The sequence below is a fragment of the Micromonospora sp. NPDC049301 genome (assembly GCF_040678715.1).
GTDB lineage: Bacteria > Actinomycetota > Actinomycetes > Mycobacteriales > Micromonosporaceae > Micromonospora.
On the sequence record NZ_JBFAQO010000018.1, the window covers coordinates 37,672 to 59,879 of the forward strand.

General features: G+C 72.2%; 19 protein-coding genes and 1 pseudogene. 8 read left to right on the top strand and 12 right to left on the bottom strand.

Annotation, left to right across the window (positions count from 1 at the left end):
- The first annotated feature begins 18 nt into the window (after window positions 1-18).
- Complete coding sequence (locus AB0K07_RS30150) at window positions 19-984, top strand: COX15/CtaA family protein (RefSeq protein ID WP_363760834.1); 966 nt, start codon at window positions 19-21, stop codon at window positions 982-984.
- Window positions 985-1,382: 398 nt separating this feature from the next.
- On the opposite strand, the gene AB0K07_RS30155 is transcribed toward AB0K07_RS30150, so the two are convergent.
- From AB0K07_RS30155 to AB0K07_RS30165, 3 genes are all read right to left on the bottom strand, one after another.
- Window positions 1,383-2,300 carry a hypothetical protein gene (locus AB0K07_RS30155; protein WP_363760837.1) on the bottom strand — a complete coding sequence of 306 codons (918 nt, stop codon included), beginning with the start codon at window positions 2,298-2,300 and terminating at the stop codon, window positions 1,383-1,385.
- Between the two features lie 14 nt (window positions 2,301-2,314).
- Window positions 2,315-2,650, bottom strand: a complete 336-nt coding sequence (locus tag AB0K07_RS30160) for a hypothetical protein (protein WP_089019865.1) — start codon at window positions 2,648-2,650, stop codon at window positions 2,315-2,317.
- Window positions 2,651-2,974: 324 nt separating this feature from the next.
- Window positions 2,975-3,928, bottom strand: a complete 954-nt coding sequence (locus AB0K07_RS30165; protein ID WP_363760841.1) for a heme o synthase — start codon at window positions 3,926-3,928, stop codon at window positions 2,975-2,977.
- A 265-nt stretch (window positions 3,929-4,193) separates the two neighbouring features.
- Between AB0K07_RS30165 and tkt the strand changes: the two genes are divergently transcribed.
- The 6 genes from tkt to pgl all read left to right on the top strand — a co-directional run bounded on the left by tkt (window position 4,194) and on the right by pgl (window position 12,807).
- Window positions 4,194-6,332, top strand: a complete 2,139-nt coding sequence (gene tkt, locus AB0K07_RS30170; protein WP_363760844.1) for a transketolase — start codon at window positions 4,194-4,196, stop codon at window positions 6,330-6,332.
- A 16-nt stretch (window positions 6,333-6,348) separates the two neighbouring features.
- Window positions 6,349-7,527 (top strand): transaldolase, encoded by a 1,179-nt coding sequence (gene tal, locus AB0K07_RS30175; RefSeq protein WP_363760847.1) that lies wholly within the window; start codon window positions 6,349-6,351, stop codon window positions 7,525-7,527.
- Between the two features lie 67 nt (window positions 7,528-7,594).
- Window positions 7,595-9,244 (top strand): glucose-6-phosphate isomerase, encoded by a 1,650-nt coding sequence (locus tag AB0K07_RS30180; protein ID WP_363760850.1) that lies wholly within the window; start codon window positions 7,595-7,597, stop codon window positions 9,242-9,244.
- Window positions 9,245-9,246: 2 nt separating this feature from the next.
- Window positions 9,247-10,797 carry a glucose-6-phosphate dehydrogenase gene (gene zwf, locus AB0K07_RS30185; protein ID WP_363760889.1) on the top strand — a complete coding sequence of 517 codons (1,551 nt, stop codon included), beginning with the start codon at window positions 9,247-9,249 and terminating at the stop codon, window positions 10,795-10,797.
- A 61-nt stretch (window positions 10,798-10,858) separates the two neighbouring features.
- Window positions 10,859-11,875, top strand: a complete 1,017-nt coding sequence (locus AB0K07_RS30190) for a glucose-6-phosphate dehydrogenase assembly protein OpcA (RefSeq protein WP_363760853.1) — start codon at window positions 10,859-10,861, stop codon at window positions 11,873-11,875.
- A 161-nt stretch (window positions 11,876-12,036) separates the two neighbouring features.
- Window positions 12,037-12,807 (top strand): 6-phosphogluconolactonase, encoded by a 771-nt coding sequence (gene pgl / locus AB0K07_RS30195; RefSeq protein ID WP_363760856.1) that lies wholly within the window; start codon window positions 12,037-12,039, stop codon window positions 12,805-12,807.
- 59 nt (window positions 12,808-12,866) lie between these two features.
- Here the strand turns inward: pgl and AB0K07_RS30200 are convergent, their stop codons facing one another.
- From AB0K07_RS30200 to rapZ, 8 genes are all read right to left on the bottom strand, one after another.
- The gene (locus AB0K07_RS30200; protein ID WP_210918114.1) at window positions 12,867-13,208 is read right to left on the bottom strand and encodes an RNA polymerase-binding protein RbpA; all 342 of its coding nucleotides are present in this window, start codon (window positions 13,206-13,208) and stop codon (window positions 12,867-12,869) included.
- A 137-nt stretch (window positions 13,209-13,345) separates the two neighbouring features.
- Entirely contained in the window at window positions 13,346-13,606 is a 261-nt protein-coding gene (secG, locus tag AB0K07_RS30205; protein WP_363760859.1) for a preprotein translocase subunit SecG, read from the bottom strand.
- 95 nt (window positions 13,607-13,701) lie between these two features.
- Window positions 13,702-14,493 (bottom strand): triose-phosphate isomerase, encoded by a 792-nt coding sequence (tpiA, locus tag AB0K07_RS30210; RefSeq protein WP_363760862.1) that lies wholly within the window; start codon window positions 14,491-14,493, stop codon window positions 13,702-13,704.
- The gene (locus AB0K07_RS30215; RefSeq protein ID WP_363760865.1) at window positions 14,494-15,693 is read right to left on the bottom strand and encodes a phosphoglycerate kinase; all 1,200 of its coding nucleotides are present in this window, start codon (window positions 15,691-15,693) and stop codon (window positions 14,494-14,496) included. It abuts the gene before it with no gap.
- Window positions 15,690-16,694 (bottom strand): type I glyceraldehyde-3-phosphate dehydrogenase, encoded by a 1,005-nt coding sequence (gap, locus tag AB0K07_RS30220; RefSeq protein WP_363760868.1) that lies wholly within the window; start codon window positions 16,692-16,694, stop codon window positions 15,690-15,692. Before gap ends, AB0K07_RS30215 begins: the two co-directional genes overlap by 4 nt.
- A gap of 263 nt (window positions 16,695-16,957) precedes the next feature.
- Entirely contained in the window at window positions 16,958-17,938 is a 981-nt protein-coding gene (whiA, locus tag AB0K07_RS30225; RefSeq protein ID WP_074312802.1) for a DNA-binding protein WhiA, read from the bottom strand.
- Between the two features lie 54 nt (window positions 17,939-17,992).
- Complete coding sequence (locus AB0K07_RS30230; RefSeq protein WP_363760871.1) at window positions 17,993-19,003, bottom strand: 2-phospho-L-lactate transferase CofD family protein; 1,011 nt, start codon at window positions 19,001-19,003, stop codon at window positions 17,993-17,995.
- A complete protein-coding gene (gene rapZ, locus AB0K07_RS30235) occupies window positions 19,000-19,902 on the bottom strand; it encodes an RNase adapter RapZ (protein ID WP_363760892.1) in 903 nt (300 codons plus the stop codon). The genes AB0K07_RS30230 and rapZ overlap by 4 nt, the downstream gene beginning before the upstream one ends.
- Window positions 19,903-20,117: 215 nt before the next feature.
- Between rapZ and recQ the strand changes: the two genes are divergently transcribed.
- Window positions 20,118-21,971 (top strand): DNA helicase RecQ, encoded by a 1,854-nt coding sequence (recQ, locus tag AB0K07_RS30240; protein ID WP_363760874.1) that lies wholly within the window; start codon window positions 20,118-20,120, stop codon window positions 21,969-21,971.
- Between the two features lie 76 nt (window positions 21,972-22,047).
- Here recQ and AB0K07_RS30245 read toward each other — a convergent pair.
- Window positions 22,048-22,208 (bottom strand): annotated as a pseudogene (locus AB0K07_RS30245) (phytochelatin synthase); the annotation flags it as partial.

A 22,208-nucleotide genomic window follows, 5' to 3' on the forward strand; every position in this document is an offset into this window, starting at 1 on the left:
CGAACCTCGATCACTACGGTGCGTAGGATTTGCGCCGTGAACCGATACGTCCGTCCGGTCTCCGGCACCCTGCTGCGCCGCCTCGCGCTCACCTCGATCATCGCGAACGTGGGCATCGTCGTCACCGGCGGGGCCGTCCGGTTGACCGCCTCGGGCCTCGGCTGCCCGACCTGGCCCCGGTGCACCGACGCGTCGTACGTCACCACGTCCGAGATGGGCGTGCACGGAGTGATCGAGTTCGGCAACCGGATGCTGACCTTCGCGGTGGGCCTGATCGCGCTGGCCACCGTGCTGGCCGTGCTCGCGCACCTGCCCCGCCGGCCCGGGCTGCTGGCGCTGGCCGTCGCGGTCTTCCTGGGCATCCCCGCCCAGGCGGTGATCGGTGGCATCACCGTGCTCACCAACCTCAACCCGTGGGTCGTCGGGCTGCACTTCCTCGCCTCGATGGCGGTGATCGCCGCCGCGTACGCGCTTTGGCGGCGGATCGCCGAGCCGGACGGGCCCACGATGGCCGTGGTGCCGGCACCGCTACGCGCGCTGGCCCGGGTCACGACGGGCGTCGCCGTCGCGGTGCTGGTCGTCGGCACCTGGGTCACCGGCAGCGGCCCGCACGCCGGCGACCACGGCGCCGCCCGCAACGGGCTGGACCCGGAGACCATCTCCCAGGTGCACGCCGATGGCGTCTTCCTGCTGATCGGCCTCTCGGTGGCGCTGATCTTCGCGTTCCGCGCGGTCGGCGCACGGCAGGCCACCCGGGCCGCGGTGATCCTGCTCGCGGTCGAGCTGGGGCAGGGCGTGATCGGCTTCGTGCAGTACTTCACCCACGTGCCCGCGGTCCTGGTCGGCGCGCACATGCTCGGCTCCTGCCTGGTGCTGCTGGCCACCCTCGCGGTGCAGTGGTCCACCCGCGAACGCCGCCCGGTCGCCCCCGCACCCCAGGCCGCCACCCCCGCCGAGGCCGAAGCCGTCCCGGCCACCGCCTGACCCTCACGCGCCCCGCGCCCCCGCGCCCCGCGCGACCACTACATCCAGGATGTTGCGCGATCTTGGCGCTGGCGGGGCCCACGACGCGACCGTGCCGGCGCGAGGCCCGCCACGCGACCTCGCCGGCTGCGGCCGGCGGCGTGATCTCGCCGGCCGAGGCACCACCATCCGCACGCTTTGCTCTGCTTCAACGACCGCAACACCCACCGTCCGGATATCGGACGCCGGGTGTTGCGTCGGTTGAAGCAGAGCAAAGGAGGCTCGACCACCATCGGCGGGTCGCGTTCGCCGGGCCCGAGATCCGCGCAACGTCAAGGAACGTGTGGGGTCGTGGGCGCTGAGGCAGCACCTTCCCTGACGTTGCGCGGATCGGGACGGCGGGGGACGCCTGGGCCGGGTCAGCCCCGGCGGGCCAGGTGGGTGGCGATCGCCTCGGCGAGGCGGCCGGGGGCGCCCTCGGCGTGACCGAGGAACAGCGAGGGCTCGGTCAGTTCCAGCTCGACCAGGACCGGGTCGCCGTCCGGGCCAGGGATCAGGTCGACCCGGGCGTAGAGCAGCTGATCCGTGCCGCCCGGCACCACCGCCAGGGTCTTCTCCGCCACCGTCAGCTGTGCCGGGGCCGCGGTGCGGGCGGTGATCTCCTCGGCCTTGTAGAGCCCGTCCGGGCCGAGGTCCGGCCCGGTCAGCATGGGGCCCTTGCGGATCGCGTGGCTGAACGCGAGCCCGTTCGGGCCGGCCAGGAAGAGCAGCGCCGTCTCGCCCTCGGTGTCGACCGCCGTCAGGTACGGCTGGACCATGGTCAGCCGGCGGGCGTCGGAGAGCCGGCGTACGTGCGCCCCGGCGAGTTCGCGGTGCTCCGGGTCGGCCAGGTCGTACCGGCCGGTGTCCTGGCTGCCCGCGCTGACCGCCGGCTTGATCACGTACTCGCCGGTGTCGGCCGGCGGCTGCCAGCTCTCCCCCGGCTCGACCCAGGACGTCGGCACGGTCGGCACCCCGGCCGCGCTCAGCTCGGCCAGGTAGCGCTTGTCGGTGTTCCAGCGCACCACGTCGGCCGGGTTGACCAGCGTCGGCACGGAGGCGGCCCAGGCGACGAACTCGTCGCGGCGCAGGGCGTAGTCCCACGGTGAGCGGAGCACGACGAGGTCGTAGGAGGACCAGTCGACGTCGGGGTCGTCCCAGACGACCGCCTCGGCGGCGATACCGCGGGCGGCGAGCGGGGCGAGGACGAACCGGTCGTCCGGGTCGAGGTCGGCCAGTTCGGTACAGGTGACGAGAGCGACCCGGGGTTCCCCCCGGGCCGGCTGGTGGTTGGTCAATTCAGGTGCCTATCTCAGCGGGCCATCGTGCGCCGGGCCATCGACCGCCAGAGGTCGTTGCTGGGGCGCATCTGGTCCATCAGTTCACGCTCCCAGGCGTTCTCGACGGTGACTCCCGCCTTGGCGCACGCCTCCCGCGCGGTGACGGTGTCGTCGGCGAACTGGTCGCCCCACTCACCGTCGGTACCCACCAGGACGATCCGCGCCCCACGCTTGCCGACGTACTCGATGACCGCCTTCGCCCCGCCGTGTCCGGCGGCGAACGCCCTGAGGCCCGCGACCAGGCCGTGGGGCGCCTGCTCGCCGGCGGTCTGCTCGGCCGTCAGCGTCGTATCGGAACCATCTGCCATGACGCGAAGCCTAAGCAGAGTCGCACTCATAAGGGCGAGAACCATGAACGTTTTGTGATGCCAATTACCTACAGGTTTAAGGAAGACCACAGGTTGACTGTCCGGTTTTGTCCAGACTTAACAGGTCAAAACGCCCGGGTAAATCAGGACTCAGTCACCGCAGGTTGAGCCGATCCGGCTCATGTTGAAAGTTACCCTGATGTGACGTTAAACCTGGACAACTCATCCATAGCCGTGATTAGTCGAGGAATCATCACCAACGCGAAGCGCTGGCCGCGGGCCGGAGCTACCGGCCGGAGGAGGGAACCCGCGGCGTAAAGAGGGTCAGATCAGCGCGTCGAGCGCGACGGCCACGAAGACGATCGTCAGGTACGTCGTCGACCAGTGGAACAGCCGCATCGGCTTGACCGCCTCGCCGCGCGTCGCCCGCCGGCAGAGCCGGTGCGCCTCGACCACGAAGATGGCGCCGACCACCAGGGTCGGCACGCCGTAGATCGCGCTCAGCCCCAGCGGCCAGACCGCCAGCGAGGTGAGCACGGTGAGCCAGGCGAAGATCAGGATCTCGGCGTTCACCCGGCGGGTCGAGGCCACCACCGGCAGCATCGGGATCCCGGCCCGGGCGTAGTCGTCCTTGTACTTCATGGCGAGGGGGTAGAAGTGCGGCATCTGCCAGAAGAAGACGACCGCGAACAGCCCCCACGCGGCGGGCGCCAGCGAACCGGTCACCGCCGCCCAGCCGATCAGCACCGGCGCGGCCCCGCAGGCCCCACCCCAGAAGGTGTTCGTCGGCGTCGAGCGCTTGAGCCAGAGGGTGTAGACGACGTCGTAGTAGGCGATCGCGGCGAGGGTCAGCCCGGCGGCGAGCAGGTTGGTGAACACCGCCATCAGGACGACCGACACCGCCGCCAGCACCAGACCGAAGATGAGCGCGTTGCGCGGCGACACGGTGTGCGCCGGCAACGGTCGACGCTTGGTGCGCCGCATCAACTGGTCGATGTCCCGGTCGATGTAGCAGTTGAGCACGCTGGCCGCCCCTGCGGCGAGCGAGCCGCCCACCAGCACCACGGCCATCAGCCACAGCGACGGCAGGCCGCCTTCGGCGAGCATCATCGCCGGGACGGTGGTGACCAGCAGCAACTCCACGATCCGCGGCTTGGTGAGCGCCACGTACGCCGAGAGGATCGCGCGCACGTCCCGCCGCCCCACCGGACCCTCGATCGCCCGCGCCGGGGGCCGCCCGGCAGGGTTGCTCGCGGGGCGCTCGGTGATCATGCTCACGGATTGCCACCTTCCGGCATCGGCACGGGGAGATCGGATTGGCGGGCCCGCTCGGGGCCCGCACACCGACCCACACACTACGCGTTGTCGTTTTGGCTGCCCGGCCGACCCGACAACGGTGCGGGCCGTCACACCACCGGGTTGAACGACACGACGGGCCGTCACGTACTGCACACCATGCAGAGATCCCCGGGCGGACGTTTAGGCACGCTCGATAGGGTCACCAGTGAGGGTTCCGCCCATCTTGCCGAGGAGCACAACCATCGTGGCTGCCAACCGACCCGAGCACTCCGCACTCAACTGGACCGATCTCGACCGCCGGGCCGTCGACACCGTCCGCGTGCTGGCCATGGATGCCGTGGAGAGATCCGGCAACGGCCACCCGGGCACCGCGATGAGCCTCGCGCCCGCGGCCTACCTGCTCTTCAACCGGGTCATGCGGCACAACCCGGCCGACCCGAACTGGCCCGGCCGGGACCGGTTCGTGCTCTCCGCCGGGCACTCCAGCCTGACCCTCTACATCCAGCTGTTCCTCTCCGGCTACCCGATGAGCCTGGATGATCTGCAGTCGCTGCGGCAGTGGGGCTCGCTCACCCCGGGTCACCCTGAGCACGGGCACACGCCGGGCGTGGAGACCACCACCGGCCCGCTCGGCCAGGGCCTGGGCAACGCGGTCGGCATGGCCATGGCGGCCCGCCGCGAGCGCGGCCTGTTCGACCCGGAGACCGAGCCCGGCGCCTCGGTCTTCGACCACGACATCTGGTGCATCGTCTCGGACGGTGACATCGAGGAGGGAATCAGCCACGAGGCCAGCGCCCTCGCCGGGCACCAGCAGCTGGGCAACCTCACGGTGATCTACGACGACAACGAGATCTCGATCGAGGACGACACCCGGATCGCCAAGAGCGAGGACGTGGCCGCCCGCTACGAGGCGTACGGCTGGCACGTGCAGACCGTCGACTGGCGCAGCGGCGACGCCGACCAGGGCGACTACCACGAGGACGCGGAGGCGCTCTACCAGGCGCTGCTGGCCGCCAAGGCGGAGACCGGGCGTCCCTCCTTCATCGCCCTGCGCACCATCATCGGCTGGCCCGCCCCCAACAAGCAGAACACCGGCAAGATCCACGGTTCGGCGCTCGGCGCCGACGAGGTGAAGGCCACCAAGACCATCCTCGGCTTCGACCCGGACAAGACGTTCGACGTCAACGAGGAGGTGCTCGGCCACGCCCGGACGGTGATGAGCCGCGGCTCGGCCGCCCAGCAGGAGTGGACCACCGCGTTCGACGCCTGGAAGGCCGCCAACCCGGAGCGCACGGCGCTCTACGAGCGGATGGCCGGCCGGGTGCTGCCCGAGGGCTGGGCCGACGCGCTGCCCACCTTCCCCGCCGACGCCAAGGGCGTGGCCACCCGGGCCGCCTCCGGCAAGGTGCTGGAGGCGCTCGCGCCGGTGCTGCCGGAGCTGTGGGGCGGCTCGGCCGACCTCGCCGAGAGCAACAACACCACCATGAAGGGCGAGCCGTCCTTCATCCCGGCCTCCCACGCCACCAAGGACTTCCCAGGCCACGAGTACGGCCGGACGCTGCACTTCGGCATCCGTGAGCACGCCATGGGCGCGATCCTCAACGGCATCGCCCTGCACGGCGGCACCCGCCCGTACGGCGGCACGTTCCTGGTGTTCAGCGACTACATGCGCCCCTCGGTGCGGCTGGCCGCGCTGATGAAGCTGCCGGTGACCTACGTCTGGACGCACGACTCGATCGGCCTCGGCGAGGACGGCCCGACCCACCAGCCGGTGGAGCACCTGACCGCGCTGCGCGCCATCCCCGGGCTGGACGTGGTCCGCCCGGCGGACGCGAACGAGACCGCCTGGGCCTGGCGGCTGGCGCTGGAGCACACCGACCGGCCGACCGCGCTGGCGCTGAGCCGCCAGCCGCTGCCGACCCTGGACCGGGAGGTCCTGGGCGACGCGGCCGGCGTGGCCAAGGGCGGCTACGTGCTGGCCGAGGCGTCCAACGGCAAGCCTCAGGTGATCATCGTCGGCACCGGCTCGGAGGTGCAGCTCTGCCTGACCGCCCGGGAGCGCCTGGAGGCCGACGGCACGCCCACCCGGGTGCTTTCGATGCCCTGCCAGGAGTGGTTCTACGAGCAGGACGAGGCCTACCGGGAGTCGGTGCTTCCGCGCGGGGTAAAGGCACGGGTGAGCGTGGAGGCGGGCATCGCGATGTCCTGGCGCGGCGTGGTCGGCGACCTCGGCGAGAGCGTCAGCCTGGAGCACTACGGGGCGAGCGCCCCGCACACCGTGCTCTTCGAGCAGTTCGGGTTCACCCCCGACCGGATCATGGCGGCGGCACACGCCTCGCTGGCCCGGGTGGGCGACATCACCGGTTACACGACCGGCAACTGAGGGGAGCGTGGACGGCATGACGGACAGGCTGAGTGAGCTCACCGCCAAGGGTGTGGCGGTGTGGCTCGACGATCTTTCCCGGGTACGACTGAGCACCGGTGGGCTGGACCAGCTCCGCCGGGAGAAGCACGTGGCCGGGGTGACCACCAACCCGACGATCTTCGCCAAGGCGCTGAGCGACGCCGACGAGTACAACTGGCAGCTGCGCGACCTCGCCATGCGCGGGGTGGACGTCGAAGAGGCGGTACGCATGCTCACCACGTACGACGTGCGGTGGGCCTGCGACGTGATGCGCCCCTCGTACGACGGCAGCGCGGGCGTCGACGGCCGGGTCTCCATCGAGGTGGACCCGCGGCTGGCGCACGAGAGCGAGCGGACGGTCGCCGAGGCCAAGGCGCTGTGGTGGCTGGTCGACCGGCCCAACCTCTTCATCAAGATCCCGGCCACCGAGGCGGGCCTGCCGGCGATCACCGCCACGCTGGCCGAGGGGATCAGCGTCAACGTGACGCTGATCTTCGGCCTGGACCGCTACTCGGCGGTGATGGACGCGTTCCTGGCCGGCCTGGAGCAGGCCAAGGCGAACGGGCACGATCTGTCCACCATCGGGTCGGTGGCGTCCTTCTTCGTCTCCCGCGTCGACTCGCAGGTCGACAAGCGACTTGAGAAGATCGGCTCCGACCAGGCGAAGGCGCTGCGGGGCAAGGCCGCCATCGCCAACGCCCAGCTGGCGTACGAGCGCTACGGCCAGGTGTTCTCCTCCGACCGCTGGCAGGCGCTCGCCGACGCCGGCGCGCACCCGCAGCGGCCCCTGTGGGCCTCCACCTCGACGAAGAACCCGGACTACCGGGACGTCATCTACGTCGAGGAGCTGATCGCCCCCGGCACGGTCAACACCATGCCGGAGTCGGTCATCCACGCGTACGCCGACCACGGTGAGACCCGCGATGACACCATCACCGGCTCCTACGACGCGGCCCGGCAGGTCTTCGCGGACCTCGAGTCGGTCGGGGTGGACATGGCCGACGTGATCGCCACCCTGGAGCGCGAGGGCGTGGAGAAGTTCGAGACCAGCTGGCAGCAGCTGATCGACGGTGTCCGCAAGTCGCTGAAGGCGGCGGCCACCGGCAAGGGCTCGCCGAACGCGGCCGCCAAGGGCAACGCGAAGGCCGCCGAGCAGGCCGGGGGTAACGCATGAGCGAGCGAATCAGCAAGCTCAGCGTCCGGGAGTCTCGTGCCGCTGCCGAGCGTAGCGAGGTGGCGGCATGAGCGACCTCCTGGGTGGGGCGGCCGAAGCGGCCGCCGGGCTCGCCGTCCACGGCGCGGACGCCGTCGACAAGTCCGCTCCCGCCTCGACGCGGGACGCCCTGGTCAGGGCCGAGGTCCCGGGCCGGCTCGCGGCGAAGGACGCGAGCCTCTGGGGTCCGGACGCCGAGGCCGAGGCGAAGGTCCGGCTCGGCTGGATGGACACGCACCAGCGCAGCCGGGAGCTGCTGGCGCAGCTGGCCGAGCTGACCGCGGAGCTGGCCGACCTGGACCACGTGGTGCTCGCCGGCATGGGCGGCTCGTCACTGGCCCCCGAGGTGATCGCCCGCACCATGGGCCGGCCGCTGACCGTGCTGGACACCACCGACCCGGGCCAGGTCCGGGCGGCGCTGGGTGACCGGCTGGAACGCACCGTCGTCGTGGTGGCCAGCAAGTCCGGCTCGACGGTGGAGACCGACAGCCACCGCCGCGCCTACTGGCAGGCGTTCCTGGACGCCGGGATGACCGAGGCGGAGGCCGGTCGGCACTTCGTCATCGTCACCGACCCCGGCTCGCCGCTGGAGACCACCGCCACCGAGATGGGCGCGTTCACCGTGCTCGCCGACCCGAACGTGGGCGGCCGGTACTCGGCGTTGACCGCGTTCGGCCTGGTGCCCTCGGCGCTGGCCGGGGTCGAGGTTGCCGAGCTGATCGACCAGGCCGACGCGCTGGCCGAGTCGCTCGCCGGGGAGCGGGACAACCCCGCCCTCGCGCTCGGCGCCGCGCTGGGCGCCGCCGCCACGCTGGCCCGGGACAAGGTCGCACTGGTCTCCGACGGCACCGGCATCGAGGGGTTCGGCGACTGGGCCGAGCAGTTGATCGCCGAGTCGACCGGCAAGGCAGGGGTCGGCATCCTGCCCGTGGTGGTGGAGTCCCCGCAGAGCCCCGGCGCCTCCGGCCCGGACGTGCTGACCGTCAGCTACGGCGGCGCGCTGGCCCCCGGCGACTCGCCGGGCGGTGGCGGCAATCCGGACGTGGCGGTCAACGGTCCGCTCGGCGCGCAGTTCCTGGCCTGGGAGTACGCCACCGCGGTGGCCGGGGTGGTGCTCGGCATCGACCCGTTCAACCAGCCGAACGTCACCGAGTCCAAGGAGAACACCAACAAGATCCTGGCCGCGGGCCTGCCGGCGGAGACGCCGTCGTTCACCGAGGGCGCGATCGAGGTGTACGCGCCGCAGGGCGCCCCGGGTGACCTGGCCGGCGTGCTGCGCTGGCTGCTCGACGGGCTGGGCGACGACGGCTACCTGGCGGTCATGGCGTACCTGGACCGGTTCGCCGACGCGGACGCGGCCCGGCTGCGGCCGCTGCTGGCCGAAGCGGCCGGCCGGCCGGTCACCTTCGGTTGGGGGCCGCGGTTCCTGCACTCCACCGGTCAGTACCACAAGGGCGGCCCGCAGGTGGGCAGCTTTCTCCAGGTGACGGGCGCGGTCGCCGAGGATCTGCCGGTGCCGGGCAAGCCGTACACCTTCGGCGAGTTGCAGGCGGCGCAGGCCGCCGGCGACCGGCAGGCGCTGGCTGGCCGGGAGCGGCCGGTCCTGCGGCTACACCTGACCGACCGGGCCGCCGGCGTCGCCCAACTGCTCGACGCGGCCGGTGAGCTGCGGGCGTGAGGATGGACGACGTGACACAAGCGGAGCGAGGAGGCGGCGTGAATCCGCTGCGCGACCCGCAGGACCGCCGGCTGCCCCGGATCCCCGAGCCGTGCGCTCTGGTGATCTTCGGGGTGACCGGCGACCTGGCCCGCAAGAAACTGCTCCCCGCGGTCTACGACCTGGCCAACCGGGGTCTGCTCCCGCCCGGTTTCGTGGTGCTCGGCTTCGCCCGCCGCGACTGGGGTGACGGCGACTTCGAGACGCTGGCCTGCGAAGCGGCGCGCAAGCACGCCCGTACCCCCTGGCGGGACGAGGTCTGGGCGCGACTGGCCGGCAACATCAAGTTCGTGGGTGGGTCGTTCGACGACGACGCCGCCTTCGACCATCTCGCCACGACACTGGACGATCTGCGGCAGAGCCACGGCATCACCGGCAACGCGGCGTTCTACTTCTCCATCCCCCCGGCCGCGTTCCCCGTCGTGCTCAAGCAGTTGGCCCGCACCGGGATGGCCGACAACGAGAAGTCCGGCGGCTGGCGCCGGGTGGTGGTGGAGAAGCCGTTCGGCAACGACCTGCCCTCGGCCAAGGCGCTCAACGACCTGGTCGACGACGTCTTCACCCGTCAGGACGTCTTCCGGATCGACCACTACCTGGGCAAGGAGACGGTCCAGAACATCCTCGCCCTGCGGTTCGCCAACAACCTGTTCGAGCCGCTGTGGAACTCCAAGTACGTCGACTCGGTGCAGATCACCATGGCCGAGGACGTCGGCATCGGCAGCCGAGCGGGCTTCTACGACACCGTCGGCACTGCCCGTGACGTACTCCAGAACCACCTGCTCCAGCTCCTGGCCCTGGTGGCGATGGAGGAGCCGACCAGTTTCGACGCCGACGAGATCCGCACCGAGAAGCTGAAGGTTCTCAAGGCGATCACGCTGCCCAGGGACGTGGCCCGGGACACCGTCCGCGGCCAGTACCTGCCCGGGTGGGTCGGCGGCGAGCGGGCGGTCGGCTACCTGGAGGAGCAGGGTGTTCCCGCCGACTCCACCACCGAGACGTACGTGGCGGTGCGGCTGGGCATCCAGAACCGCCGCTGGGCCGAGGTGCCGTTCTACATCCGGGCCGGCAAGCGGCTGCCCCGGCGGGTCACCGAGGTCGCCATCATGTTCAAGAAGGCGCCCCACCTGCCGTTCAACGACGCCGACATGGAGTCGCTGGGCAACAACCAGCTGGTCATCCGGGTGCAGCCCGACGAGGGTGTGGTGCTCAAGTTCGGCTCGAAGGTGCCGGGCACCACGATGGAGGTCCGCGACATCGCGATGGACTTCCAGTACGGCGAGGCGTTCACCGAGTCCAGCCCCGAGGCGTACGAGCGGCTGGTGCTGGACGTGCTGATCGGCGACCGCACGCTCTTCCCGGACGCGGCGGAGGTCGAGCAGAGCTGGCAGGTGATCGACCCGCTGGAGCACGCCTGGGCGGGCACCAGGCCGGAGCCGTACCGCGCCGGCGAGTGGGGGCCGCGGGCGGCCGACGAGATGCTGGCCCGCGAGGGCCGCGCCTGGCGGCGGGCGTGAGCGAGCGCAGCGAGCGAACCAGCAGGCACAGCAGCGTGAGCGAGCAGACCAGGAGGCTCCAGTGATCGGGCTGTGGGACACCACCGGCAACGAGGTGGTCAAGGCGCTCGCCGCCGAGCGGCGCAGCGCCGGCGGGGTGGCCAGCGGCATGGCGCTCACCCTGATCGTGGTGGTGGACGAGAAGCGGGTCCGGGAGGCGGAGGCGGCGGCGACGATCGCGGCCGCCGCCCACCCGTGTCGGCTGGTGGTGGTGGTCCGCTCCGAGATCGAGCGGGACCGCAACCGGCTGGACGCGGAGATCGTGGTCGGTGGCCGGCTCGGCCCGTGCGAGGCGGTGGTCACCCGGATGTACGGACGGCTGGCCCTGCACGCCGAGTCGGTCGTGATGCCGCTGCTGGTCCCGGACGTGCCGGTGGTCACCTGGTGGCACGGCGAGCCGCCGGCCGAGATCGCCACCGACTTCCTCGGCGTGGTCGCCGACCGGCGGATCACCGACGCGGCGCAGGCCGCCGACCCGGTGGAGGCGCTGCGGCAGCGGGCCCGGGACTACGCCCCGGGCGACACCGACCTGGCGTGGACCCGGATCACCCCGTGGCGCACCCTCGTCGCGGGGGCGTTCGACACCACCGAGGCGAAGGTCACCGAGGCGACCATCGTCGCCCCGCCGACCGACCCGACGGCCGCGCTGATGGCCGGTTGGCTGTCCAGCCGGCTCGGCATCACCCCGCGCCGCGTGGACACCACCGAGTTCCCGCGGATGCGTGAGGTGGAGCTCACCTGCGCCAACGGCGACCACCTGACGCTGACCCGCGAGGACAGCATGGCGGTGTTCCGGCGGAGCGGCCAGGACGACCGGACCCTGCCGCTGGTGCGTCGGCCGCTCGGTGACGAGTTGGCCGAGGAGCTGCGCCGGCTGGACGCCGACCAGGTGTACGCGGAGGCGTTGGGCGCGACCGCCGGGCTGCGTGGGCTGGAGCAGCGTCCCCCGCAGCGGGTGCACGTCTGGAAGGATCCGGCCACCGCTCAGCGCGCCGAGGCCGGCGTCACCGCGCACGCCGGCACGAGCGGCGAGCGCTGAGCCGCCGGCGTCCGGGGCACGACATCGGGGCAGGGCCGGGGTGATCCCCGGCCCGACCCCCGGAACCTCCGGGGCACCCCACCCCGCCACCTCCGGGCGCACCGGCCCGGGCACGACGCGACAGCGACCGCTCCCGCGGTCGGGAAACGAAGGCACAACCCATGAGTGAGGCGACTGTCGCCGTCCACGCCGACGCCGACCTGCTGGCGCAGGCCGTGGCGGCCCGACTGCTGGTGAAGCTGCTCGACGCCCAGGCCGACCGGGGCGAGGCCTCGGTGGTGCTCACCGGTGGGCGGATCGCCGCGGCCGTGTACCGGGCGGTGGCGCAACTGCCGGCCCGCGACGCGGTGGACTGGTCCCGGGTCGACGTGTGGTGGGGCGACGAGCGGTTCCTGCCCGCCGGCGACCCGGAGCGCAACGAGACCCAGGCCCGGGCCGCCCTGCTGGACGTGGTGCCGCTGAACCCGGCCCGGGTGCACCCGATGCCCGCCTCCGACGGCCCGGCCGGCAACGACCCCGAGGCGGCCGCCGCCGCGTACGCCGAGGAGCTGGCACGCGCCGCCCGCCCCGGGCACGCCGTGCTGCCGCACTTCGACGTGCTGATGCTGGGCGTCGGGGAGGACGGGCACGTCGCCTCGATCTTCCCCGAGCACCCGGTGCACTACGAGAGCCGGCCGTGCAGCGCGGTGCGGGGCAGCCCGAAGCCGCCGCCGGTGCGGACCACGCTCACCCTGCCGGCGATCAACACCGCCGAGGAGGTCTGGCTGGTGGCCGGCGGCGCGGACAAGGCGCGCGCGGTGGGCATGGCGCTCGCCGGGGCCGGGCCGGTGCAGTTGCCGGCCGCCGGGGTGCACGGCGTGAGCCGTACCCGCTGGCTGCTGGACCGGGCGGCGGCGGCCGACGTACCGGCCCGGCTGCGCAGCCTCCGCTGAGCCGCGCATTCCGTACCGAAGGAAGGGCCTCTCGTCGAGTCGACGGGGGGCCCTTCCTCTCACTCGCCTCGGCGGCGGCGCAGCGCGGCGAGGGCCTCGGCGAGCAACGCCTCCCCCTCCTCGGCGGTACGCCGCTCCTTCACGTACGCCAGGTGGCTCTTGTACGGCTCGGCACGGGCCCTCCCGGGCGGGTTCTGCGCGTCCTGCCCGGCGGGCAGGCCGCAGCGGGGACAGTCCCACAGGGGCGGCGCCACGGCGTCCGCCGCGATCCGGATGCTGGTCCGGTGGTCGTTGCGGCACCAGTAGGTGACGTCCTGTCGGGGGGCGGGAGGGTGTCGCTCGTCCGGCCGGACGGGCGCGGACCCGATCCGGGCGCCGCGGATGACGTTGCCACTTGGCACGGCTGCTCGCTCCTGTCGTCGGAGGGACCCGCCGTCGTCGGGGTGGGCGGCGGGCGACGCGGTGCAGCGGAGAAAAGCCTGCGCGCGGCCCGTCTGGTGACGGACCGCGCGCAGATTGTACGACTTGACGGGCCTGCTCAGGCGCCGCTGTTCATCTGGAGGCGGAGCCAGAGCCCCAGCCCGATGATGGAGGCGAACCAGACGACGCTCACCAGAACGGTGTAGCGGTCCAGGTTCTTCTCCGCCACCGAGGAGCCGGCGAGGCTGGAGCTGACGCCACCGCCGAACATGCTCGACAGACCGCCGCCCTTGCCGCGGTGCAGCAGGATAAGCATGGTGAGCAGGATGCTCGTGATGATCAGCAACACGATCAACGTGTATGCGAACCAGATCGGCATGGCTGGGGTCAGTCCTCTCGTAGCGATCCTCGCCCGGTCTGATCGGGCACGGCGGCACCGACCGGCGGACGGGCGGGGTCAAGGATACCGAGCGATCAGCGGGCGATGTGCTCCGGGAACCGGCAGATCTGCGCGAATTCCTCCGCGTCCAGGCTGGCGCCCCCCACCAGGCCCCCGTCCACGTCCGGCTGGGCCATGATCGTCGCGATGTTGGACGCCTTGACCGAGCCGCCGTAGAGGACCCGGACCTGGTCGGCGGTGTCCTGGTCGAAGCGCTCCGCCAGCCGCTGACGGATCGCCCCGCAGACCTCCTGGGCGTCCTCCGGGGTGGCGGTCTTGCCGGTGCCGATCGCCCAGACCGGCTCGTACGCGATCACCACCTGCCGGACCTGCTCGGCGGTGAGCCCGGCGAGGCCCCCGTCGAGCTGGCTGGCGCAGTGCGCCACGTGGTTGCCCTGGTCGCGGACGTCCAGCCCCTCCCCCACGCAGAGGATCGGGGTCAGGCCGTGCGTCAGCGCAGCCTTCACCTTGGCGTTGACCAGCGCGTCGTCCTCGTGGTGGTAGGCCCGCCGCTCGGAGTGCCCGACGACCACGTACGAGCAGCCGAGCTTCGCCAGCATGGGGCCGGAGATGTCCCCGGTGTACGCGCCGGAGGCGTGCGGGGAGAGGTCCTGCGCGCCGTAACCGATCAGCAGTTTGTCCCCGTCCACCGCCGTCTGCACGGTGCGCAGGTCGGTGAAGGGCGGCAGGACGACCGTCTCCACCTCGGTGAGCTGCTTCTCGGTGAGGCTCGCGGCCAGCTTCTGCACCAGCAGGTTGGCCTCGAGGTGGTTGAGGTTCATCTTCCAGTTGCCGGCCATCAGTGGCCGGCGGGCTGTGCTCGCCATTCAGTTCTCCAGGGCCGCGATGCCGGGGAGGGTCTTGCCCTCGAGGTATTCCAGGGAGGCGCCGCCGCCGGTGGAGATGTGCCCGAAGGACGACTCGTCCAGCCCCAACGCACGCACCGCCGCCGCGGAGTCGCCGCCGCCGACCACGCTGAACGCGTCGGCCTTGGTGATCGCCTCGGCGATCCCCCGGGTGCCCGCCGCGAACGCCGGCATCTCGAACACGCCCATCGGGCCGTTCCAGAAGACCGTCTTCGCCTGGGACAGCGCGGCGGCGAAACCGGCCACCGTCTCCGGGCCGATGTCCAGACCGAGCCGGTGGCTCGGGATGCCGTCCACGCGGACCGTGTCGTGCGCGGCGTCCGGGGCGAACGCGTCCGCCACCACCACGTCGACCGGGAGCAGGATCTTGCCGCCGGACCGCTCCAGCAGGTTGCGGCAGGTCTCGACCATGTCCTTCTCCAGCAGCGAGGTGCCCACCTCCAGGCCCTGGGCCTTGAGGAAGGTGAAGCACATCCCGCCACCGATGAGCAGCCGGTCGACCGTGGGCAGCAGGGCCTCGATCACCGCCAGCTTGTCGGAGACCTTGGAGCCGCCGAGCACCACCACGTACGGCCGCTCGGGCTCGCTGGTGAGTTTGGAGAGCACCTCGACCTCACGCAGCACCAACCGGCCGGCCACGTGCGGCAGCCGGGCCGGCACGTCGTAGACGCTGGCGTGCTTGCGGTGCACGGCGCCGAACGCGTCGTCGACGTAGGCGTCGCCGAACGCGGCGAGCTGGTCGGCGAAGGCGCCCCGCTCGGCGTCGTCCTTGCTGGTCTCGCCGGCGTTGAAGCGCAGGTTCTCCAGCAGGGCGACCTGGCCGTCGGCCAGGGCCGCGACGGTGGAGCGGGCGGAGTCGCCGACGGTGTCGGTGGCGAAGTGCACCGGCGCGCCGAGCAGCTCACCGAGCCGCCCGGCGACCGGGCGGAGGCTGAACTGCGGGTCCGGCGCGCCCTTCGGGCGGCCCAGGTGCGAGCAGACGACCACCTTCGCGCCGGCCTCGACCAGCGCGCCCAACGTCGGCAGCACCGCGCGGATGCGGCCGTCGTCGGTGATGTCACCGGACTGCTTGTCGAGCGGGACGTTCAGGTCGGCGCGCACCAGCACGCGCCGACCCGACACCCCCTCGGCGAGCAGGTCGTCGAGGGTACGGATGCTCACAGCGAGCTACCCACCAGCTTGACCAGGTCGACGAGGCGGTTGGAGTAGCCCCACTCGTTGTCGTACCAGCCGACGACCTTGACCTGGTTGCCGACCACCTTGGTCAGCGGGGCGTCGAAGATGCACGACGCCGGGTCGGTCACGATGTCGGTGGAGACGATCGGGTCCTCGTTGTAGACCAGGATGCCCTTGAGCGGGCCGTCCGCGGCGGCCTTCAGCGCGGCGTTGACCTCGTCCACGGTGGTCTCGCGACCCACGTTGACGGTGAGGTCGGTGACCGAGCCGGTCGGGATCGGCACCCGCAGCGCGTACCCGTCGAGCTTGCCCTTCAGCTCCGGCAGCACCAGGCCGATGGCCTTCGCGGCGCCGGTGGAGGTCGGAACGATGTTCAGCGCGGCGGCCCGGGCCCGGCGGAGGTCCTTGTGCGGGGCGTCCTGGAGGTTCTGGTCCTGGGTGTACGCGTGGATCGTCGTCATCAGACCGTGCTGGATGCCGAACGTGTCGTGCAGGACCTTCGCCATCGGGGCGAGGCAGTTGGTGGTGCACGAAGCGTTGGAGATGATGGTGTGCTTCGCCGGGTCGTAGGCGTCGTGGTTGACGCCCATGACGACCGTGACGTCCTCGTTCTTCGCCGGGGCGGAGATGATGACCTTCTTGGCCCCGCCGTCGACGTGCGCCTTGGCCTTGGTGGCGTCGGTGAAGAAGCCGGTGGACTCGATGACGACGTCGGCGCCGACCTCGCCCCACGGCAGCGACGCCGGGTCCTTCTCCGCGTACGCCTTGATGGTCTTGCCACCGACGGTGATCTCGTCGGCGGTGGCCTTGACCTCGTAGGGCAGGCGACCCAGGATGCTGTCGTACTTGAGCAGGTGGGCGAGCGTGGCGTTGTCGGTCAGGTCGTTCACCGCCACGACCTCGATGTCGGCGTCGGACGCCAGCACTGCCCGGAAGAAGTTACGGCCGATCCGGCCGAAGCCGTTGATGCCAACCCGGATGGTCACAGGTCCCATCTCCTCGCGTTCTGGTCCGCCGGCTTCAGACAACGGGCCGGCGGAGTGGTGTGCGCCGACCGTTGGAGCCGGCCGTTGACGGTTCATCTCGGCCACCCCGCCGCGGTCTGAGGACCTGACCGCCCGAGGCGGTGGGCACGACGAGGAGTGCCTGTGTCGGCCCCCTTGCCGTACGCAGCGACCTTATCCGAGCGTGCGGGGCCACGCTGCGCCGGGTCGTGCTCCCGGGCGCACCGTGCGGCCCCACCGTCCTATCAGACCACGAGCATGTCGGGCGTGACGGCTGCTTCGGTATCCGGGATGCCGAGGTCCCGGGCCCGCTTGTCGGCCAGCGCCAGCAGCCGGCGGATGCGCCCGGCGATGGCGTCCTTCGTCAGCGGAGGCTCGGCCAGCGCGCCCAGCTCCTCCAGCGACGCCTGCCGGTGCTCCAGGCGCAGCCGACCAGCGTCGGTCAGGTGGTTGGGCGCCTCGTCGGCGAGGATCTCCAGCGCCCGGGTCACCCGGGCGGCGGCGGCCACCGCGGCACGCGCGGAGCGGCGCAGGTTGGCGTCGTCGAAGTTGGCCAGCCGGTTGGCGGTGGCCCGTACCTCGCGGCGCACCCGGCGCTCCTCCCAGGCCAGCACGCTGGAGTGCGCGCCGATCCGGGTGAGCAGCGCGGCGATGGCGTCGCCGTCCTTGACCACCACCCGGTCCACCCCGCGCACCTCGCGGTTCTTGGCGGTGATCCCGATCCGACGGGCCGCGCCGACCAGCGCCAGCGCCGACTCGGGCCCGGGACAGGTGATCTCCAGGGCGCTGGACCGGCCGGGCTCGGTGAGCGAGCCGTGCGCCATGAACGCGCCCCGCCAGGCGGAGACCGCGCAGCAGACGTTCGCCGCCACCACGTGCGGGGGCAGCCCGCGTACCGGCCGGCCGCGCACGTCCAGCAGGCCGGTCTGCCGGGCCAGGGCCTCGCCGTCCTTGACCACCCGCACGATGAAGTGGCTGCCCTTGCGCAGGCCGCCGGAGGCCAGCACGTGGATCTCGCTCGGGTACCCGTAGACCTCCGCGATCTCCCGGCGCAGCCGGCGGGCGACCGCCCCGGTGTCCAGCTCCGCCTCCACCACCACGCGGCCGGAGACGATGTGCAGCCCCCCGGCGAAGCGCAGCAGCGCGGCCATCTCCGCCCGCCGACAGCAGGGCTTGGGCACGTCGACCCGACTCAGCTCGTCCTTGACCGCAGCCGTCATCGCCATTGTGCGTCCCCTCACGGACCGGTTCCGGCGTGTCGCCGGAGATTACGTACGTGTCTAACGATCGGCGCCCAGGACAGGCACCAGCGCGGCGCCCAGGGCAGCCGGATCATGGCGGGGAGTGCCGTCGACGACGGCGACGGGGGCGAGGACCAGGCGGGCACCCAGCGATTCTGCCGCACGTTCGACCGGTTCGGGGTCACCCACCGCCTTGGCATCAGCCAACACGAGATCCACCTTGAGCTCGGGAAGGTACCAGTGCAGCGCCGCGAGGTGGTCGGCGACGGAGAGCCCGAGGGTCTCCTTCTCCGCCGCGAGGTTCAGGGTGACCAGGCGGCGGGCCGGGCTGGACACGATCGCGTCGGCCAGCTGCGGCACCAGCAGATGCGGCAGCACGCTGGTGTACCAGCTGCCCGGCCCGAAGATCAGCCAGTCCGCCGCGCCGATCGCCGCCAGCGCCTCGGCGCACGCCGCCGGGGCGGTCGGGCTGAGCCGCAGCGACTCGACCCGCCCGGTGGTGACGGCCACCTGGTGCTGGCCGCGCACGGTGCGCACCTCGTCGGGAGCGGCCGGGTCGGCGCCCCGCACCCGCGCCTCGATGCCCACCGGTTCGCGGGACATGGGCAGCACCCGGCCGACCGCGCCGAGCATCGCGCCGGCGTGCTCCAGCGCGGCCACCGGGTCACCGAGCAGCTCCATCAGGCCGCACAGCACCAGGTTGCCGACCGCGTGCCCGGCCAGCCCGTCGGCCCGGGCCGCCGCCCCGTCGGCACCATCCAGGGCCGCCGACGGGGGTACGTCCGCCGCGGCGAAGCGGTGCTGGAACAGCCCGGCGCTGCGCCGGGTGGCCGGATGGTCGCCGGCCAGCGCGACCAGCGCCTGCCGCAGGTCTCCGGGGGGCAGGCCACCCCGCTCGGCGCGCAGCCGGCCGCTGGAGCCGCCGTCGTCGCCGACCGTGACCACCGCGGTGATGTCCAGATCGAGTTCGGGGGCGCAGTGGCGCAGCGCGCGCAGCGAGGCCGAGAGGCCGTGCCCGCCGCCGAACGCCACCACCCGACGGGTCGTCATTCCCGCCCCAGGTCACGGTGCTGGGCGTTGGCCGCCAGCCCGGACTGACGCAACCGGCCGGCCAGCTCCTCGGCGATGGCCACGCTGCGGTGCTTGCCACCGGTGCAGCCCACGGCGACCGTCAGGTACCGCTTGCCCTCCCGCTCGAAACCGGCGGTGGTGGCGTTGACCAGGTCGGCGTACGAGGCGACGAAGGCGTCGGCGCCCTCCTGGCCCAGCACGTACGCGCTGACCGCCTCCTCCCGCCCGGTGTGCTCCCGCAGCTCCGGCACCCAGTACGGGTTGGGCAGGAAACGGGCGTCCAGCACGAAGTCGGCGTCCGGCGGCAGGCCGTACTTGAATCCGAACGACAGCACGGTGACCCGCAGCCGGCGGGCGTCCTCGCCGCCGAACAGCTCCTCGATGCGCCGACGGAGCTGGTTGACGTTCAGGTGGCTGGTGTCGATGATCACATCGGCCTGGTCGCGGGCCTCCTCGAGCAGCCCACGCTCCACGGCGATGCCGTCGGCCAGCCGCCCGTCACCCTGCAGGGGATGCGACCGCCGGACGCTCTCGAACCGCCGGATCAGCACCTCGTCGTCGGCGTCGACGAAGACCACCCGGGGGGAGAAACCGCGCTCCTTGAGCTCCCGGATCGCCCCGGCCAGGTCCGTGGAGAAGGCGCGCGAGCGCACGTCGAGCACCATCGCGGTACGCCGGGCCGCGCCACCGGCCTTGAACGCCAGCTCGGCCATGTCGAGCATCAGCGCCTGCGGCAGGTTGTCCACCACGTAGTAGCCGACGTTCTCCAACGCCCGGGCCACCGTGCTGCGGCCGCCGCCGGAGAGCCCGGTGACCACCACGAGTGTGGTCTCCGACTCGGCCGTCGGCTGCCCGTCGACGGCCGCCGGGACGTCGATCCGGTCGCTGGCTGTGCGCGCCTCGCTCACCCGTACCCCCAAGCCGTGGCGCCGCGGCCGCCATCGGCCGCGATTGGTCAATCAGCGACTCTATCCCGCCGCCCGGCCGAGGTCGGGCACCCGTCACGGGTCGGCCCGCCCCGGCGGCCGACCGCGCACCCCTTCCTCGGGTGCGCCGGGCATGCGGTGTCGGGGTGGGCTCGTAGACTCCGCGGATGGCTTCCCCCACCGACCTGCGTACCGAGGGCGCGCTGCCGGTGCTGCGCCGGGTGTTCGGCTACGACGCCTTCCGCGGCTTCCAGCAGGAGGTGATCGACCACGTGGTGGCCGGCGGCGACGCGCTGGTGCTGATGCCCACCGGTGGCGGCAAGTCGCTGTGCTACCAGATCCCGGCCCTGGTCCGCGACGGCGTCGCGGTCGTCGTGTCCCCGCTGATCGCGCTCATGCAGGACCAGGTGGACGCGCTCACCGCGGTCGGCGTCCGGGCCGGTTTCCTCAACTCGACCCAGAGTCCCGACGCCCGGCGCCGGGTCGAGGCGGCCTTCCTCGCCGGCGAGCTGGATCTGCTCTACCTGGCGCCCGAGGGGCTCGGCGTGCGATCCACCCTCTCCCTGCTCGACCGGGGCCGGATCGGCCTGTTCGCCATCGACGAGGCGCACTGCGTGTCCCAGTGGGGGCACGACTTCCGCCCCGACTACCTGGCGCTGTCGATGCTGCACGAACGGTGGCCCGACGTACCCCGCATCGCGCTGACCGCCACCGCGACCAGCGCCACCCGCACCGAGATCGCCAGCCGGCTCAAGCTCGACGACGCCCGGCACTTCGTGGCCAGCTTCGACCGGCCCAACATCCAGTACCGGATCGTGCCCAAGCGTGAGCCGCGCAAGCAGTTGCTGGCCCTGCTGCGCGACGAGCACCCCGGCGACGCCGGGATCGTCTACTGCCTGTCCCGCGCCTCGGTGGACAAGACGGCCGAGTTCCTCACCGCCAACGGGATCGCCGCGCTGCCGTACCACGCCGGCCTGGACGCGGCCACCCGCGCCGCCAACCAGCAGCGCTTCCTGCGCGAGGACGGCCTGGTGATGGTGGCTACCATCGCCTTCGGCATGGGGATCGACAAGCCCGACGTCCGGTTCGTCGCGCACCTCGACCTGCCCAAGTCGGTCGAGGGCTACTACCAGGAGACCGGCCGCGCCGGCCGGGACGGGCTGCCGTCCACGGCCTGGCTGGCGTACGGACTCCAGGACGTGGTCCAGCAGCGCAAGATGATCGAGACGTCCGACGGCGACCTCGCGCACCGCCGCAACCTGGCCGCCCACCTGGACGCCATGCTCGCGCTCTGCGAGACGGTGCGCTGCCGGCGCGTACAGCTGCTCGAATACTTCGGCGAGCCGGCGACGCCGGCCTGCGGCAACTGCGACACCTGCCTCACCCCGCCGGAGTCCTGGGACGGCACGGTCGCGGCACAGAAGTTGCTCTCCACCGTCTTCCGCCTGGACCGCGAGCGCAACCAGCGGTTCGGCGCGGGGCACTGCATCGACATCCTGCTCGGCAAGCAGACCGACAAGATCAGCCAGCACGGCCACGACTCGCTCACCGTCTTCGGCATCGGCACCGACCTCAGCGAGGCCGAGTGGCGGGGTGTGGTCCGGCAGTTGCTGGCCGAGGGGCTGCTCGCCGTGGAGGGCGACTACGGCACGCTGGCGCTCACCGAGGCGAGCGCCGAGGTGCTGGGCCGCCGGCGCACCGTGACGATGCGCCGAGAGCCGGAGAAGCCCGCGTCGAGCCGGTCGTCGAAGCCGCGCGGCGCCGCCACCGTGGTCGCCGATCTGGGCCCGGCCGCCACGGCCGTCTTCGAGCGGCTGCGCGCCTGGCGGGCGGCCACCGCCAAGGACCAGGGCGTCCCGGCGTACGTGATCTTCCACGACGCCACACTGCGACAGATCGCGAGCGACGCGCCCGGCTCGCTGGCCGAGCTGTCCCGCGTCAACGGGGTCGGCGAGAACAAGCTCGCCAAGTATGGCGAGCAGATCCTGGGCGTCCTCGCCGCCGACGCCGACCCGGCCTGACGGCACTGACCCTGGGTATGACGAAAGGGCCGGACCCCTGGTGGGGGTCCGGCCCTTGCCGTTCGTGTGGTGCGGGTCAGCTGGTGGCGTAGCCGCGGGTGGCGATCCAGTCGGCGAGGTGCCCGACGGTGACCTCGTAGGCGGCGGTGTTCGGGTCGGCGGAGTCGGCGATCTTCACCACCTTGCCGCCGTCGCGGTAGCCCACGACGCTGATGTAGTGCCCGCCCTCGAAGGAGT

Excerpts from the sequence above, each read along its gene's own strand:
- whiA (WP_074312802.1), bottom strand. The coding sequence starts at position 17,938 with ATGGCGATGACGGCTGCGGTCAAGGACGAGCTGAGTCGGGTCGACGTG.
- secG (WP_363760859.1), bottom strand. The coding sequence starts at position 13,606 with ATGCCGATCTGGTTCGCATACACGTTGATCGTGTTGCTGATCATCACG.
- tal (WP_363760847.1), top strand. The coding sequence starts at position 6,349 with ATGACGGACAGGCTGAGTGAGCTCACCGCCAAGGGTGTGGCGGTGTGG.
- AB0K07_RS30180 (WP_363760850.1), top strand. The coding sequence starts at position 7,595 with ATGAGCGACCTCCTGGGTGGGGCGGCCGAAGCGGCCGCCGGGCTCGCC.
- AB0K07_RS30160 (WP_089019865.1), bottom strand. The coding sequence starts at position 2,650 with ATGGCAGATGGTTCCGATACGACGCTGACGGCCGAGCAGACCGCCGGC.
- recQ (WP_363760874.1), top strand. The coding sequence starts at position 20,118 with ATGGCTTCCCCCACCGACCTGCGTACCGAGGGCGCGCTGCCGGTGCTG.
- pgl (WP_363760856.1), top strand. The coding sequence starts at position 12,037 with ATGAGTGAGGCGACTGTCGCCGTCCACGCCGACGCCGACCTGCTGGCG.
- AB0K07_RS30230 (WP_363760871.1), bottom strand. The coding sequence starts at position 19,003 with ATGACGACCCGTCGGGTGGTGGCGTTCGGCGGCGGGCACGGCCTCTCG.
- tpiA (WP_363760862.1), bottom strand. The coding sequence starts at position 14,493 with ATGGCGAGCACAGCCCGCCGGCCACTGATGGCCGGCAACTGGAAGATG.
- zwf (WP_363760889.1), top strand. The coding sequence starts at position 9,247 with ATGGACGACGTGACACAAGCGGAGCGAGGAGGCGGCGTGAATCCGCTG.